The organism is Staphylococcus lugdunensis, from assembly GCF_002901705.1.
Classification (GTDB): Bacteria; Bacillota; Bacilli; order Staphylococcales; family Staphylococcaceae; genus Staphylococcus; species Staphylococcus lugdunensis.
This window is the reverse complement of sequence record NZ_PPPV01000016.1, coordinates 412,016-426,123: the sequence shown is the minus strand read 5'-3', so window position 1 is coordinate 426,123 and position 14,108 is coordinate 412,016. Positions and strand designations below refer to the sequence as shown.

The following is a 14,108-nucleotide window of genomic DNA, read 5'->3' as shown; positions in this document are numbered from 1 at the left end:
AGAACATTATATTAGTGGAATAATCCAATAATAAAGTCTACACCTTTAGCAAGTGCTTCTGCAATGCTAGTACCCATTGTAGCCCAGTCTTTGTCTAAACCTGCTTGTACTGCTTTAGAAATTGCTTCAAAAATTCCGTCCATGATATGTTCGCTCCTTTAAAAATATTTTTATTTTAAATAGTATTATTTATTATATTTGAGATTAACCAAATAAGCCTGAAATTGCGTCAATGCCTTTAGCAAGTGCTTCTGCAATGCTAGTGCCCATTGTAGCCCAATCTTTATCTAAACCTGCTTGTACTGCTTTAGTAATTGCTTCAATGATACCTGACATATTGTAAACGCTCCTTTTTACGATTATTGTTAAAGTCTCAATTTATATTTTAGTTAAAGAAACCAGCGATAAAGTCTACACCTTTAGCGATTGCATCAGCAATGCTTGTAGCCATTGTAGCCCAATCTTTATCTAAACCTGCTTGTACTGCTTTAGTAATTGCATCTACGATACCTGACATGTAAATCCACTCCTTTATATAGTATTAGTCCTAATTTCCCTTATTTAAAAACTATTTTTTGCGGAATGTATCAACTAAAGTTTTAATCAACTTAATGATACCGCCAATAATATCTGCAATCATCATTGTAGTTACCTCCTTTATTGTGTGCCTCTTACTATCTAAAATTATAGAGTAGATTTTGTAGATTTAGTGAAATTGTGCCTAAGTTATGTTTATCAGTACAAAAGTGTCAACCTTATAACAGTTAGGAATATAGTAAAAATCGCTGTAATTATCTCAATATCAAAGGTTTAGCGTGATTGTAAATCTAGTGTAAATAACGAAAAAGCACAAAAATGCAACACTTTGGAAATGTGTGTGCAAAGACGAAAAGAGTTGCAAGCAATTATAATTAAAAATAAATATAGATAATGAATTTTGTGCTACATATGTTTATTTATAATCTAGTGTAACGAGATGTCACATTGTTAAACTTTGCGATAACGTTTTAAACCAATTATATTTAGCAATATAAAGGCAAGCATAAAGATAACTATAATAGTCAAGTCTAACCAAATATCTTGCCAACCCAAGCCTTTAATCATGACATTGGTTAATGCATTGCCAGCATAGCGCAGTGGGAATAAGTATCCAAGGCTACTTAACCACTGAGGCATATTTTCTAGTGGGAAAATACCTGAAAAGAATACTTGTGGTACAGCGACAATAGGAATAAATTGAATCATTTGAAATTCAGAATTTGCAAATGTGGAAATGAAAATACCCATAGCTAGAGCTGTAAAAGCTAATAATATATTAATCAGCAAGACATACCCAAGATGTCCAGCTAAATTTATTTGTAATAAATAAATTGAGAACAGTACAATAATTAAAGTTTGTACAATAGCAAATGCACCATATCCAATAAGATAACCAAAGACGATTTCACTGCGTCGAATAGATGTTGCCAACAAGCGTTCTAATGTTCCTGTTGTACGTTCTCGTAGCAAAGCAATGCCTGAAATCAAAAATACAAATAAAAAAACAAAGAAGCCCATGAGGATTGGGAACATTTTATCAAAATAGGTACTATCTGCTGAACCATATAAATAATGGGCATCAACTGTTAATGTATTACTCGTTTTCTGCAATTGAGATTGTGGCAGCTTATGCATCATTGTAGTTACTTCTGACATTTTATTATGTTGAATAGCTTTGCCAATCATTTGCTTTACTGCCGATGATTTACTTGGATCTTCATTCTTATAGATAACTTGAAGTTTGTGATGGGTCTGATAAACAAAAGCATCTAAATCATGGTGTTCAATCTTATTTTTTATATCTTTATTCGTGCTAAAGCGTTGAATGTCAGTATGTTTGGTTTCGAGTTGGCTCGTGATGTTTGACTTCACAGAATCTGCCACGCCAATTTTTAACGTATCATCATCATTGCCATTAAAAATAAAATACATAAGTGTTAGGATAAGCAGTGGTGCTAGAAACATCAATGCGAGCGTACGTTTATCACGTAAAAGCTCTTTAATTACACGTTGGATGATTGCGATAAGTTTCATATGTCTTGCCCCTCTTCAGCTTTAATAAAAACATCTTCAATAGATTGCGCGTTAAATTGTTGCTTTAATGCTGATGGCGTATCGAGCGCAACTAATTGTCCGTCAATAATTAGTCCTACCTTATCACAACGTTCAGCTTCATCCATGACATGTGTTGTAACTACTACACTTTGTCCTTTACGAGTTAAGTCTTTAAGCTGTTGCCAAACATGTTGTCGCAATTTTGGGTCAATACCGACTGTAGGTTCATCTAAAATAATCAACTCAGGTTTAGAAAGTAGGGTGATAGCCAATGATAATCGTCGCTTCATTCCTCCAGAAAAAGTGTGAACAGGTTTATCAATGGCATGCATTAAATCTACTAAGTCCATGGCTTCCAACATATTATCAGTTAGGCTTTCGCCTTTTAAGCCAGCCAAACGCCCAAAAAATAATAAATTTTCACGTGCTGTTAAGCTTTCATATAGTGCATCTGTTTGTCCCATATAACCTATACGACTTAATACTTTACGATTAGGCATTGCTTGATTAAAGATAGTTGCTGAACCAGAGTTAAGCTTTTCCATACCAAGTAAACATTTAATTGTTGTAGTTTTACCACAACCACTAGGTCCGATTAAACCTAATAGTTCACCTTGGTTGATAGTGAGACTAATTTGATTAAGTACAGGCTCTTTATTGAATGATTTTTCAGCTCGTGATAGTTGTGCAATAGGTGTTTTTGTCATAATTTCTCCTCCTTATTGACACAGTGTCTAATTTCTATATATTAAATATAAACCAATTGATATAAGGTAGAACAATAATTGTTGATTTACTAGACACACTATTATGTTTTGTATAGAAAAAATTAAAGAGGCGGTGCCATATGAAACAAGAACAGTTGATGGATAAGCGCGTATTGCGTACTCAAAAACGTTTACGTGAATCGATGTTACAGCTACTAGAAGAACAACATTATAATGATATATCGGTTAAAGATATTTGTGAAGCAAGTGGTGTAAGTCGTGCTACTTTCTATTTGCATTATAAAGATAAAGAAGATTTTATTATGACATACCAGCAAGAGGTTATCAAAAGCATTAAAAAGCGTATTTTAAAGGTTCAATTTGATAATAAAATACAATTCTTTGAAAATGTCTTAAACTTTTGGGAACAAGAGGGGAGTATTTTTTTAAAACTGATTGAGGATAAAGGTGCGCATATGATTCATCAAGATATTAAACGCAATTTGCAACAGAATATTGAAGTGCGTTTAATTCCATTTTTAAAGACACAGACCTTAACACATAAAGAAAAATATTTTTTAATTATTTTTATGAGTAATGCTATTTTCGGTGTATTACAAGATTGGGTGCAGAGAGGAAGAAAAGAAAAGCCGAAAGAAGTCGCTATGATTATGAATCATATTTTGACTACAGTATTTGATTGAGTTAGCCATGGAGAAATTTTTAACATTTTATATGGAAAAACAGTTTGAGACATAAGTATGTTTTGGGCTATAAACTATATGTATTGGCAGTAGTTGACTGGATTGAAAAATAAGCTGGATACCAAGCTTTTTTCAATCCTAGTCAACCTTGCCGGGGCGGGACTACGAATTCATTATGAGTTCTGTCCCGCTCCCCATTTTATAGGTCACTGTTGTGGCGTGTGATAATGTCTAATATTATCAGAAATACGTTCAAGATAGAATATTTGATTTTGTTGACTCGCAGCTTCTTTTGAATGATCAAACTGTAATTGATCAAAGCGATTAAAGAAATCTTCATATTGTTCTACAGAAAGTTCGATGCGTTGATCAAGACTATTTTGATGCGCTTTATGATTCAGATGTTGTTCAAAACCTTCAACTAAAGTAGCACTGAAAAATTCTCCAACAGAACCGGAACCATAACTGAATAAACCAATTGTTTGCCCAGCGTGTAAGTCATGATGCTCTAGCAATGAAATTAAGCTTAAATATAACGAACCTGTATAGATGTTACCTACATAGCGATTATAATGTGTAGCTGCTTGATAACCAGTTTCTAAGCGTTCAGCTGTAGCTTCATCAGTATCAGTTAAAATAGAATCCAATGCTTTTTTACCCATTTTAGTAAAAGGAACATGGAAACATAACGCAGCAAAATCAGCTAATGATTTATGTTGGCGAGATGCATAAGTCTTCCATGCTTGTTGGAAAGAACGAATATAGGCATCTTTAGATAGAGCACCATCGACAAGTGGGTAATGATGACCGCTTGGTCTCCAGAAGTCATAAACGTCTTCAGTATATGCTAAAGCGTCATCATTTAATGTTAAAATACGTGGGTTATGTGAAATGAGCATTGCTACAGCTCCAGCACCTTGAGTTGGCTCACCGCCTGTGTTAAGACCATATCGTGCCGTATCACTAGCAATAACCAATACTTTTTCATTAGGACGTGTTGCTAAGTAATCTTTAGCAAGTTGAATCGCTGGTGTGGCAGCATAACAAGCTTCTTTCATTTCAAAGCAACGTGCATAGGGTTGAATCCCAAGAAGATGGTGTATTTGAACGGCAGCCGCTTTTGCTGAATCGATAGCGGACTCTGTTGCTACAATGACCATTCCAATATGATTTTTGTCATCATCTGTTATAATATCTTTAGCAGCATTAGCTCCCATTGATACAATATCTTGGTTAACTGGACTTACCGCCATGTGTGTTTGTCCAATACCAATTAAATACTTATTAGGATCAACTTGGCGTGCTTGTGCAAGCTTAACCATGTCTATAAAATAATTAGGAATATAAAAGTTAATTTTATCGATACCTATATTCATATGGGCATTACATCCTTTCGATTAATTTAATTAAAATGGTAGCCATATTTAATCATTATCATACCAAATTGACGATTTGAATGGCAAAGATATATATCTACATATAAGGAGAAAAATAACATGAGAAATATTGCAATCGTTAGTGCTAAACGCACACCAATTGGAAGATACAAAGGTAAGTTACGAGACTATTCAGCAGTTGAACTAGGAACAGCAGCCTTAAAAGCAGCAGTAGAAGCTATTGATATTGATCCAAGTACAATTCAACAAGTCATTTTTGGTAACGTTCTTCAAAGTGGGGTTGGTCAAAATCCAGCACGTCAAATTGCTATTAAAGCTGGGTTACCTAACACGACACCGGCAATGACAATAAACGAGGTATGTGGTTCAGGCCTTAAAGCAATTATTTTAGGCAAGCAATTAATACAATTAGGCGAAGCAAAAGTTGTGGCAGTTGGTGGTGTTGAAAGTATGACAAATGCACCACAGTTGATTTTAAAAGAAGGACAAGACCCTGTAGAAAGTTTTATGCATGATGGTTTAACCGATGCTTTCCATTATGTTCCAATGGGTGTGACTGCTGAAAACATTGCAGAAAAATATCATATTAGTCGAGAAATGCAAGATGCGTTCGCTAATCAATCACAACAAAAGGCGCATCAGGCTACAATAAATGGAAAATTTAATAATGAAATAGTGCCTCTAATCGATGCTGAAGGTAATGAAATGACTTCAGATGAAGGTATTCGTGCTAATAGTAGTGTTGAGAAATTAGCTACGTTAAAAACAATATTTAAAGAGCAAGGTACGGTCACAGGTGGCAATGCTTCTAGTATAAATGATGGATCGTCTGCACTTATCTTGATGGAAGAAAGTTATGCTAAAGCACATGGATTCGAGATACTTGGCTTGATAGGTGACTACGCTGAAGTTGGTTGCGATCCACAATATATGGGCTATGCTCCATTCTATGCTGTTGAAAAATTATTAGAAAAAACTCAGCGTCATATTGATCAAGTAGATATTGTAGAAATGACAGAGGCGTTTGCAGCACAAAGTATTCCAGTTAAAGATAATTTGCATATTCCGGATGATAAATTAAATATATATGGTGGTGCAATTGCACTTGGTCATCCGATTGGCGCAAGTGGTGCAAGGTTAGTGACAACATTGGTAAACGCATTGGCGCAAGAAGAAAAGCAAACGGGTGTAGCTACTGCTTGTATTGGTGGCGGCCTAGGTATTGCGCTAATGATTGAAAAAGGGGAATCATAAGCATGACGAGCTTAAGTAAAGATTTTCGACATTTAACGCGATCACAGAAGTTAAATCAGTTAGAAACACATGGTTGGATAACATCAGAAACACATGATATTCTGCTTAATCATCCACTTATCGATGAGGATATAGCAAATAGTTTAATAGAAAATATGATAGGACAGGGAACTTTACCTGTAGGTCTTTTGCCTAAGATTATTGTGGATGATAAGGAATATGTTGTGCCTATGATGGTAGAAGAACCATCTGTTGTTGCAGCAGCAAGCTATGGCGCTAAACTCATCAATCGAACAGGAGGATTTAAAACGATAATCAGTGAACGATTGATGATTGGTCAAATTGTCTTCGATAACGTTAAAGATACCGCTTCTTTAGCCACTGCGATTAAACAGCTAGAATCTCAGATTAAAGCGATTGCAGATGAATCTTATCCTTCAATGATTGCTCGAGGGGGTGGCTATCGCCGACTTGATATTGATACTTTCCCTCAAGATGGATTCTTGTCTTTAAAAATATTTGTCGATACTAAGGATGCTATGGGTGCTAATATGTTGAATACGATATTAGAAGGTATCACGAATTATTTAAAACATGAATTTCCAGAACATGATATCTTGATGAGCATTTTATCTAATCATGCGACAGCATCTGTTGTAAAGGTACAGGGTGAAATTGATGTTGAAGATTTAAATCGTGGTGATTATCGTGGTGAAGAAGTTGCTAAGCGTATGGAACGTGCTTCAGTCTTGGCACAAGTAGATATACATCGTGCTGCAACACATAATAAAGGCGTCATGAATGGCATACATGCTGTTGTATTAGCGACTGGTAATGATACTCGTGGCGCAGAGGCAAGTGTTCACGCATACGCAAGTCGTGCCGGACAATATAGAGGTGTTGCGACTTGGCAATATCATCGAGAATGTCGAAAGCTAATTGGAACAATAGAAGTACCTATGACATTGGCAACGGTAGGCGGTGGCACCAAAGTACTACCTATTGCTAAGGCATCATTGGAATTATTGAATGTTGGCTCGGCTCAAGAATTAGGACATGTGGTTGCTGCAGTAGGATTAGCGCAAAACTTTTCGGCATGTCGCGCATTAGTATCAGAAGGTATTCAACAAGGTCACATGAGCTTGCAATATAAATCATTGGCTATTGTTGTAGGAGCTAAAGGTGATGAAATTCAGCAAGTTGCAAATGAACTAAAAAAGACAGATCGTGCTAATACAACTGTTGCAACACAAATATTAAAGCAATTACGTCGTAACGATGAATTGAAATAGATGTGCACATGATGTTGTAAAATATCATAATAGATAAAATAAGAACGGCAATTTCTAAGTGATTTCAATAGAAATTGCCGTTCTTATTATTGTAACTGTAGTTGTGTCCTTAATAAGCTTGTATTCACGTATTAATAGATGTAGTTATAATGACGTGCTGACCCTTTACTAATAGTTCGAGTGCCATATGCTAGTGGCCGATTGTAGTTATATTCAGAAATAACGATGCTTCCGTTGCGATTAACACGTTCTACGATGGCAACATGCCCATAATAGCCTGCAGTTGATTGCATGACTGCGTATCGACGTGGTTTATGACCTGTAGCATATCCAGAACGTTTTGCGTTTTTGTACCAAGTTTTCGCATTCCCCCAACGATTAGAAACCGGTTTACCAACTTGCGCACGACGTTTGAAAGCCCACCATGTACATTGATGTTTATTGTAATAATTATATGATGCAGCATGTGAAACGTGAGTTTGTTCAACGCTTTGGTACGTGAAAGTACCAACAAATAAAATGCTTGTAGATAAGACAATACTTGTGAATAATTTTTTGAAATTCATTTTTATTTGCGTCTCCTAATATACAATAGTTTTTATTAACCGTAATTATCATATTATTTTAAAAGGTATAAGACAATATAAGAAACCATTTATATAACTAAATGTAATGTCTCTGCAATATTATATTTCATCCTGTAATCGTATTAATAAATTAACTTCATACTTCATTTAAGATTTACAAATAATGTGTGTACTTAGCTTATAAAATAAGCACAAAGATGATTTAGGTCAAATCATCTTTGTGCTATTATTCTGGGATTGAGATCCCAGCTTTGCATGGTGAGATGAATATTTCCATGTTATATAGAAATCATACATTAGTGAATTGGTTAAAAACAGATAATGCCCGTTTTATACTTGTCACAGGTATGTTTTCAGGACACGGATTTTCACGAAAATATGACATAATTACTAATTGGCTCTTCACGTCTCTAGGAAATTCGGTATCTTGATTCATCCAAGCAACCAATTCACCTAATGGTGTGTCATCACCAACAAAATTTTGCATAAATTCGTAAAAGCTCAATACATCACCTCGATTTTCAAATTGAGCCTTTTTGAGTATAACATGATTTATCAAACTGAAACACAACAATTTTAAATTGAAAAATTATGACTGACTACTATATAAAGTTGCATTTATTTTAGAATGTTGTTTCATGTATAATAGGCTTAAATGATAGTGGGAGGTTGCATAGTGGATATTAAGCATATGAAATATTTTGTTGAAGTAGTGAAGCAAGGTGGGATGACTAACGCCTCTAAAGCGCTTTTTATTGCACAGCCAACAATTAGTAAGGCCATTAAAGATATTGAATCAGAATTAGAAATGCCATTGTTTGATCGTAAAAATAGGCAGCTTATTTTGACTGATGCTGGGCAAATTTTCTATAAAAAAAGTGAAGAAATTCTTAATTTATATAGTACAATTCCCGCGGAGATGAAAGGGTTATCGCAACTAGATTCTGGACATATTAATATAGGCATGTCTGCTGTAATGAACGTTAACCATTTTATTCGTATTTTAGGAGAGTTTCATCAACTCTATCCGAACGTAACATACAATTTAAATGAACATGGTGGCAAATACATTGAAGAAAATTTAGATAAAGGTACTTTGGATATCGGCATTACCACCCTCCCTGTAGATGCACATAGATTCAATTCATTGGCACTGTACAAAGAAGAACTCGTTCTAGTTGTTAGTAAAGATCATCCCTTTGCACAACAGGAGTCTGTTTTGATGAGTGATTTAAAGGATGAAGATTTTATCTTATTTAATGAGGATTTTTATTTGAATGATAAAATTATTGAAGCGGCTAAAAATAATGGTTTTATTCCACATGCAATATCTAACATTTCGCAATGGAAGTTTATTGAAGATTTATTAATTGCACATCTGGGAGTAAGTATTTTACCGAAAAGTATTGTAAATATGTTGAGTGATCGCATTAGCAGCGTTAATATTAAAAATCCTACCATGATTTGGGAATTGGGTGTAATTTGGATGAAAGATAAGACACTTAGTCATGCAACTAAACGCTGGGTAGATTTTATGCAAGCACATTTAAAATAATATGAAAACTTACGAAACGCATTGGAGCTAAAGTGGGCTCTGTGCGTTTTTTATTGTGACTAAATAAACAGTATATAGAGAGCGCTTCCATAGAAAAAAGTAATACATAACATATAAAAACAATATTTTTATAATAGGTAAAATTGAATTAAAATTAATTATATGAGCAAAAATTGCTGTAACAATTTAGACAAATTTATAGAAAGGAATGATGAAAGTGAATTATGCATATTTTACGGCCAAGTTATTGCTTCAAATAGCTATTATAATGGGAGTCAGTTATTTAGGTAATGTTCTTCAACAACTATTTCATATTCCTTTAGCAGGCAGTATTGTAGGCCTCATTTTATTTTATTTTTTACTTCAGTTCAAAATTATTAAATTACAATGGGTGAAAGACGGGTCAGACTTCTTTCTTAAATCAATGGTCTTTTTCTTTATACCCTCTGTAGTCGGTATTATGGATATCGTGTCTAATATTAACTTTAATTATGTCATCTTTTTCTTCGTTATTATAATAGGAACAAGTTTGGTTGCGTTAATCTCAGGCTATATTGCAGAGACCATGGTCAAAAAGCCCATGACCGGGAAAGGAAATAGTAAATGACAACATTTTTTCAAGCAACTGCAATGATTTTAATTACAATTATTATGTACTTAGGAGCTAAATGGGTACAACATCGGTTTAATAATAATCCGTTTTTAAATCCAGCACTTATTGGCTCAATTGGAGTTATTGCTATCTTATTAATTTTAGGAATGAATTATAAGTCTTACATGATCGGTGGTCAATGGATTAATCATCTATTAAATGCTACAGTTGTTTGTCTCGCATATCCCCTATATGAAAATAGACATAAAATTAAACAGTATTTATCAATTATATTTTCAAGCGTGATGGCTGGCGTCATATTAAATTTTGTGTTAGTCTTTGTTTCGTTGAAATTACTGGGCTTTTCTAAAGAAGCTATAGTGACATTACTACCAAGATCTATCACTGCAGCAGTAGGCATCGAAGTTTCACAAAAATTAGGCGGTGTTGATACAGTTACAGTTATGTTTATTATAACTACTGGGTTAATTGGTAGTATTTTAGGTTCTATGCTGCTTAAGTTTGGCGGATTTCAAACCTCTATTGCCAAAGGCTTAACATATGGGAATGCATCACATGCTTTTGGTACCGCCAAAGCCCTTGAGCTAGACCATGAATCTGGCGCTTTTAGCTCCATTGGAATGATATTAACGGCTGTTATCAGTTCGATTTTAATACCAGTAATGATTATTTTGTTTTATTAAAGGGAATATAACATTTATTCATACTAGTTAAGAAAGGGGCTATTTTGAAAAATGGCGAAAATTAAAGCAAATGAAGCATTAGTGAGAGCATTACAAGCTTGGGATATTGACCATTTATATGGGATTCCAGGTGATTCAATCGATGCTGTTGTAGATAATTTACGTACAGTGAGAGATGCTTTTAAATTCTATCATGTCCGTCACGAAGAGGTTGCAAGTTTAGCGGCGGCTTCTTACACTAAAATGACAGGTAAAATTGGGGTTGCCTTAAGTATTGGTGGTCCAGGTGTTGTTCACTTACTAAACGGAATGTATGATGCGAAATTAGATGGAGTACCGCAATTAATTTTAGCAGGTCAAACAAACAGTAGTTTGTTAGGCACGAAAGCATTCCAAGAAACAAATATTACTGACATGGTATCAGATGTATCTGTTTACAGTCATCAAATCCAAAAAGGAGACAATGTCTTTGAAGTTGTTAATGAGGCAATTCGTACGGCATATGAGAAAAAAGGCGTAGCGGTTGTTATTTGTCCTAATGATTTATTAAATGACAAAATCAAAGATACGACACATAAAGCTGTTGATACAATGCGTCCAAAAGCACCATCTCCAAAACCTCGCGCAGTTAAAAAAGCAGCTAAACTTATTAATAAAAGTAAGAAACCAGTCATGCTTGTTGGCGTAGGTGCACAAAATGCGCGTGAAGAATTACGTGAGTTTGTGGAAGCAGCAAAAATACCAGTTATCCACACACTACCTGCGAAAACAGTTATTCCTGATGATCATCCATATAGTATTGGTAATTTAGGTAAAATTGGTACGAAAACATCATATCAAACGATGCAAGATGCGGATCTATTGATTATGGTAGGGACAAACTATCCATATGTAGATTATTTACCGAAGAAAAATATCAAAGCGATTCAAATTGATACTAATCCAGAAATTATTGGACATCGTTTTGACATCAATGTAGGTATTGTTGGGGACAGTAAAGTTGCGCTACATCAACTAACTGAAACAATTAAACATGTGCCAAAACGTGCATTTTTAGATAAAACATTAGAACGTAAAGCCGTATGGGATAAATGGATGGATCAAGATATGCGTAATGAGAGCAGCCCTATCCGTCCTGAACGTTTAATGCGTTCGATTAGTGAATATAAAAATGACGATGCCATTTTTTCTATTGATGTTGGTACTTCAACAGTATGGTCAACACGTTATTTAAATCTTTCTGTAAATAATAAATTTATTATTTCAAGTTGGCTCGGCACAATGGGTTGTGGCTTACCAGGTGCAATTGCTGCAAAAATTGCATATCCAAAACGTCAAGCGATAGCTATCGTAGGTGATGGTGCATTCCAAATGGTAATGCAAGACTTTGCTACAGCTGTTCAATATGATTTGCCGATGACTATTTTTGTAATGAACAACAAACAATTATCATTTATTAAATATGAACAACAAGCTGCAGGAGAATTAGAATATGCGATTGATTTCTCAGATATGAATCATGCTAAGTTTGCTGAGGCTGCTGGTGGTAAAGGTTATGTCTTAAAAGATCCAAACCAAATTGATGATGTGGTCCAAGCTGCGTTAGCAGAAAATCAACCAACAATTGTTGATGTGCATGTAGATCCAAACGCTGCACCATTACCAGGTAAAATCGTTAATGATGAAGCACTTGGTTATGGTAAATGGGCATATCGTTCAGTTACAGAAGATAAACATCTTGATTTAGATCAAATTCCGCCTATTTCAGTAGCTGTGAAACGATTCTTGTAATAAGTAAAGATAAAGAAGCCTAGGACATTATGAACTGATATGTTGCTTTCAAAGTAGATATTGAAGGCAGCAAGTCATCATTTTGTTCTAGGCTCTTATTATATATAGGCAGTAGTTGACTGGATTGAAAATAGGCTGATAGCAAGCTTTTTCAATCCCAGTCACACGCCCTTTTTATTTATGGTTGAGTGATATCATTTTCAATCAGTAATTTAATTGCTTTGTGATCCGTTGCATTTCTAAATAAATCATAAGCATTTTCTATTTCACTTAATTTACTATAGTGAGTGACAAGCTTTTCTGGTTCGATGACTTTAGTTGTTAATGCTTCTAATAACTCTTCAGTTGTATTAGCTGATACTAAACCAGTTGTAACGTTTATATTTTTAATCCATAATTTATCGATATCAAATTGAACTGGCAAGCCATGGACACCAACGTTGGCGATTGTGCCATCCACACCAATCAATTTTTGACATAAATCAAATGTTTGAGGGATACCTACAGCTTCAATAGCAACATCTACACCACGATGATTTAATTCTTTCACTTTTTTAATCGCTTCTTCAGTATGCGTTGAATTAATTGTATGCGTCGCACCAAGTGATTTAGCTGTAGCTAAACGGTTGTCATCTAAGTCGAGCATGATGATTTTTGAAGGAGAGAAGAACTGAGCGGTTAGTAAAGCTGCTAAACCAACAGGTCCGGCTCCAACAATAGCAACGGTGCTGCCTGGTTTAACTTTACCTTTTAATACACCAATTTCGTAACCAGTTGGTAAAATATCTGAAAGCATCACCAATGCTTCATCTGGTAACGACTCAGGTGCATGATATAGTGAATTGTCTGCGAAAGGTACTCTGACATATTCTGCTTGTGTACCATTAATTAAATGGCCTAAAATCCAACCACCGTCATTTTCACAATGGGCATAGATTCCTTTTTTACAGTAATAACATTTACCACATGATGATATACAAGACACAATAACTTTGTCGCCGACTTTAAAGTTGTTAACATTTGAACCAACAGATTCAACAATACCGATACCTTCGTGGCCTAATGTTGTATTTTTAGGAACTTCAGGTGTATCGCCTTTTATGATATGCAAATCTGTGCCACAAATCGTCGTTTTGACCATTCTAATAATCGCATCTGTACTTTCTGTAACTACAGGCTTTTCTTTGTCAATAAGTTTAGCTACACCAGGTTTTTCATAATTATAAGCTTTCATAAATAAAACCTCCAATCAAAATGTGAAAATTCTCACAATTATTATACCATCTTTTCCATTATAAATGTATTTATTTGTAGTGAAATATAATAAATTATATATACTTTTGCGATATGTTGTGAGCTGCTTTTTGGAACTAAAACTCAAGTAGATGAAATTTAAGTGCCGACGACTTAAAATAGAGATATATTATTATT

At 34.7% G+C, this 14,108-nt stretch carries 16 protein-coding genes; 7 read left to right on the top strand and 9 right to left on the bottom strand.

Annotated features, from left to right (window positions below):
• Nucleotides 1-11: 11 nt before the first annotated feature.
• The 5 genes from CD041_RS08900 to CD041_RS08880 all read right to left on the bottom strand — a co-directional run bounded on the left by CD041_RS08900 (nucleotide 12) and on the right by CD041_RS08880 (nucleotide 2,801).
• Nucleotides 12-143, bottom strand: coding sequence for a beta-class phenol-soluble modulin (locus CD041_RS08900; protein ID WP_002460486.1), 132 nt, complete (start codon nucleotides 141-143; stop codon nucleotides 12-14).
• A gap of 61 nt (nucleotides 144-204) precedes the next feature.
• On the bottom strand, nucleotides 205-336 hold the full coding sequence (locus tag CD041_RS08895; protein ID WP_002478595.1) for a beta-class phenol-soluble modulin: 132 nt from the start codon (nucleotides 334-336) through the stop codon (nucleotides 205-207).
• A gap of 49 nt (nucleotides 337-385) precedes the next feature.
• Nucleotides 386-517, bottom strand: a complete 132-nt coding sequence (locus tag CD041_RS08890; protein WP_037545387.1) for a beta-class phenol-soluble modulin — start codon at nucleotides 515-517, stop codon at nucleotides 386-388.
• 470 nt (nucleotides 518-987) lie between these two features.
• Nucleotides 988-2,073, bottom strand: coding sequence for an ABC transporter permease (locus CD041_RS08885; protein ID WP_070648330.1), 1,086 nt, complete (start codon nucleotides 2,071-2,073; stop codon nucleotides 988-990).
• A complete protein-coding gene (locus CD041_RS08880) occupies nucleotides 2,070-2,801 on the bottom strand; it encodes an ABC transporter ATP-binding protein (protein ID WP_002460479.1) in 732 nt (243 codons plus the stop codon). The genes CD041_RS08885 and CD041_RS08880 overlap by 4 nt, the downstream gene beginning before the upstream one ends.
• Before the next feature lie 140 nt (nucleotides 2,802-2,941).
• Here CD041_RS08880 and CD041_RS08875 point away from each other — a divergent pair, with 140 nt between their 5' ends.
• Entirely contained in the window at nucleotides 2,942-3,505 is a 564-nt protein-coding gene (locus CD041_RS08875; protein ID WP_002460478.1) for a TetR/AcrR family transcriptional regulator, read from the top strand.
• 206 nt (nucleotides 3,506-3,711) lie between these two features.
• Here the strand turns inward: CD041_RS08875 and CD041_RS08870 are convergent, their stop codons facing one another.
• The gene (locus CD041_RS08870) at nucleotides 3,712-4,881 is read right to left on the bottom strand and encodes a hydroxymethylglutaryl-CoA synthase (RefSeq protein WP_002460475.1); all 1,170 of its coding nucleotides are present in this window, start codon (nucleotides 4,879-4,881) and stop codon (nucleotides 3,712-3,714) included.
• A gap of 120 nt (nucleotides 4,882-5,001) precedes the next feature.
• Between CD041_RS08870 and CD041_RS08865 the strand changes: the two genes are divergently transcribed.
• Both CD041_RS08865 and CD041_RS08860 read left to right on the top strand, forming a co-directional pair.
• A complete protein-coding gene (locus CD041_RS08865) occupies nucleotides 5,002-6,156 on the top strand; it encodes a thiolase family protein (protein ID WP_002460473.1) in 1,155 nt (384 codons plus the stop codon).
• 2 nt (nucleotides 6,157-6,158) lie between these two features.
• A complete protein-coding gene (locus CD041_RS08860; protein ID WP_070648326.1) occupies nucleotides 6,159-7,448 on the top strand; it encodes a hydroxymethylglutaryl-CoA reductase, degradative in 1,290 nt (429 codons plus the stop codon).
• A gap of 131 nt (nucleotides 7,449-7,579) precedes the next feature.
• Here CD041_RS08860 and CD041_RS08855 read toward each other — a convergent pair whose 3' ends face one another.
• Both CD041_RS08855 and CD041_RS08850 read right to left on the bottom strand, forming a co-directional pair.
• The gene (locus tag CD041_RS08855; RefSeq protein ID WP_002460471.1) at nucleotides 7,580-8,014 is read right to left on the bottom strand and encodes a CHAP domain-containing protein; all 435 of its coding nucleotides are present in this window, start codon (nucleotides 8,012-8,014) and stop codon (nucleotides 7,580-7,582) included.
• A gap of 310 nt (nucleotides 8,015-8,324) precedes the next feature.
• Nucleotides 8,325-8,540: a sterile alpha motif-like domain-containing protein gene (locus tag CD041_RS08850; RefSeq protein WP_002478599.1), complete on the bottom strand. Its 216-nt coding sequence runs from the start codon at nucleotides 8,538-8,540 to the stop codon at nucleotides 8,325-8,327.
• Between the two features lie 171 nt (nucleotides 8,541-8,711).
• Here CD041_RS08850 and cidR point away from each other — a divergent pair, with 171 nt between their 5' ends.
• From cidR to CD041_RS08830, 4 genes are all read left to right on the top strand, one after another.
• Nucleotides 8,712-9,590, top strand: coding sequence for a cidABC operon transcriptional activator CidR (gene cidR / locus CD041_RS08845; RefSeq protein ID WP_002478600.1), 879 nt, complete (start codon nucleotides 8,712-8,714; stop codon nucleotides 9,588-9,590).
• Between the two features lie 217 nt (nucleotides 9,591-9,807).
• Nucleotides 9,808-10,197 (top strand): CidA/LrgA family protein, encoded by a 390-nt coding sequence (locus CD041_RS08840; protein ID WP_002478601.1) that lies wholly within the window; start codon nucleotides 9,808-9,810, stop codon nucleotides 10,195-10,197.
• On the top strand, nucleotides 10,194-10,886 hold the full coding sequence (locus tag CD041_RS08835; RefSeq protein WP_070648324.1) for an LrgB family protein: 693 nt from the start codon (nucleotides 10,194-10,196) through the stop codon (nucleotides 10,884-10,886). The genes CD041_RS08840 and CD041_RS08835 overlap by 4 nt, the downstream gene beginning before the upstream one ends.
• Before the next feature lie 51 nt (nucleotides 10,887-10,937).
• On the top strand, nucleotides 10,938-12,677 hold the full coding sequence (locus CD041_RS08830; protein ID WP_002460466.1) for a pyruvate oxidase: 1,740 nt from the start codon (nucleotides 10,938-10,940) through the stop codon (nucleotides 12,675-12,677).
• Nucleotides 12,678-12,855: 178 nt separating this feature from the next.
• On the opposite strand, the gene CD041_RS08825 is transcribed toward CD041_RS08830, so the two are convergent.
• Nucleotides 12,856-13,911 (bottom strand): zinc-dependent alcohol dehydrogenase family protein, encoded by a 1,056-nt coding sequence (locus CD041_RS08825; protein WP_002460465.1) that lies wholly within the window; start codon nucleotides 13,909-13,911, stop codon nucleotides 12,856-12,858.
• Nucleotides 13,912-14,108: the final 197 nt, after the last annotated feature.

What these genes read in the sequence shown, in the direction of transcription:
- CD041_RS08860 (WP_070648326.1), top strand. Translation starts at nt 6,159, where the DNA reads ATGACGAGCTTAAGTAAAGATTTTCGACATTTAACGCGATCACAGAAG.
- CD041_RS08895 (WP_002478595.1), bottom strand. Translation starts at nt 336, where the DNA reads ATGTCAGGTATCATTGAAGCAATTACTAAAGCAGTACAAGCAGGTTTA.
- CD041_RS08835 (WP_070648324.1), top strand. Translation starts at nt 10,194, where the DNA reads ATGACAACATTTTTTCAAGCAACTGCAATGATTTTAATTACAATTATT.
- CD041_RS08880 (WP_002460479.1), bottom strand. Translation starts at nt 2,801, where the DNA reads ATGACAAAAACACCTATTGCACAACTATCACGAGCTGAAAAATCATTC.
- CD041_RS08830 (WP_002460466.1), top strand. Translation starts at nt 10,938, where the DNA reads ATGGCGAAAATTAAAGCAAATGAAGCATTAGTGAGAGCATTACAAGCT.
- CD041_RS08865 (WP_002460473.1), top strand. Translation starts at nt 5,002, where the DNA reads ATGAGAAATATTGCAATCGTTAGTGCTAAACGCACACCAATTGGAAGA.
- CD041_RS08870 (WP_002460475.1), bottom strand. Translation starts at nt 4,881, where the DNA reads ATGAATATAGGTATCGATAAAATTAACTTTTATATTCCTAATTATTTT.
- CD041_RS08875 (WP_002460478.1), top strand. Translation starts at nt 2,942, where the DNA reads ATGAAACAAGAACAGTTGATGGATAAGCGCGTATTGCGTACTCAAAAA.
- CD041_RS08825 (WP_002460465.1), bottom strand. Translation starts at nt 13,911, where the DNA reads ATGAAAGCTTATAATTATGAAAAACCTGGTGTAGCTAAACTTATTGAC.
- CD041_RS08890 (WP_037545387.1), bottom strand. Translation starts at nt 517, where the DNA reads ATGTCAGGTATCGTAGATGCAATTACTAAAGCAGTACAAGCAGGTTTA.
- CD041_RS08885 (WP_070648330.1), bottom strand. Translation starts at nt 2,073, where the DNA reads ATGAAACTTATCGCAATCATCCAACGTGTAATTAAAGAGCTTTTACGT.
- CD041_RS08900 (WP_002460486.1), bottom strand. Translation starts at nt 143, where the DNA reads ATGGACGGAATTTTTGAAGCAATTTCTAAAGCAGTACAAGCAGGTTTA.
- CD041_RS08855 (WP_002460471.1), bottom strand. Translation starts at nt 8,014, where the DNA reads ATGAATTTCAAAAAATTATTCACAAGTATTGTCTTATCTACAAGCATT.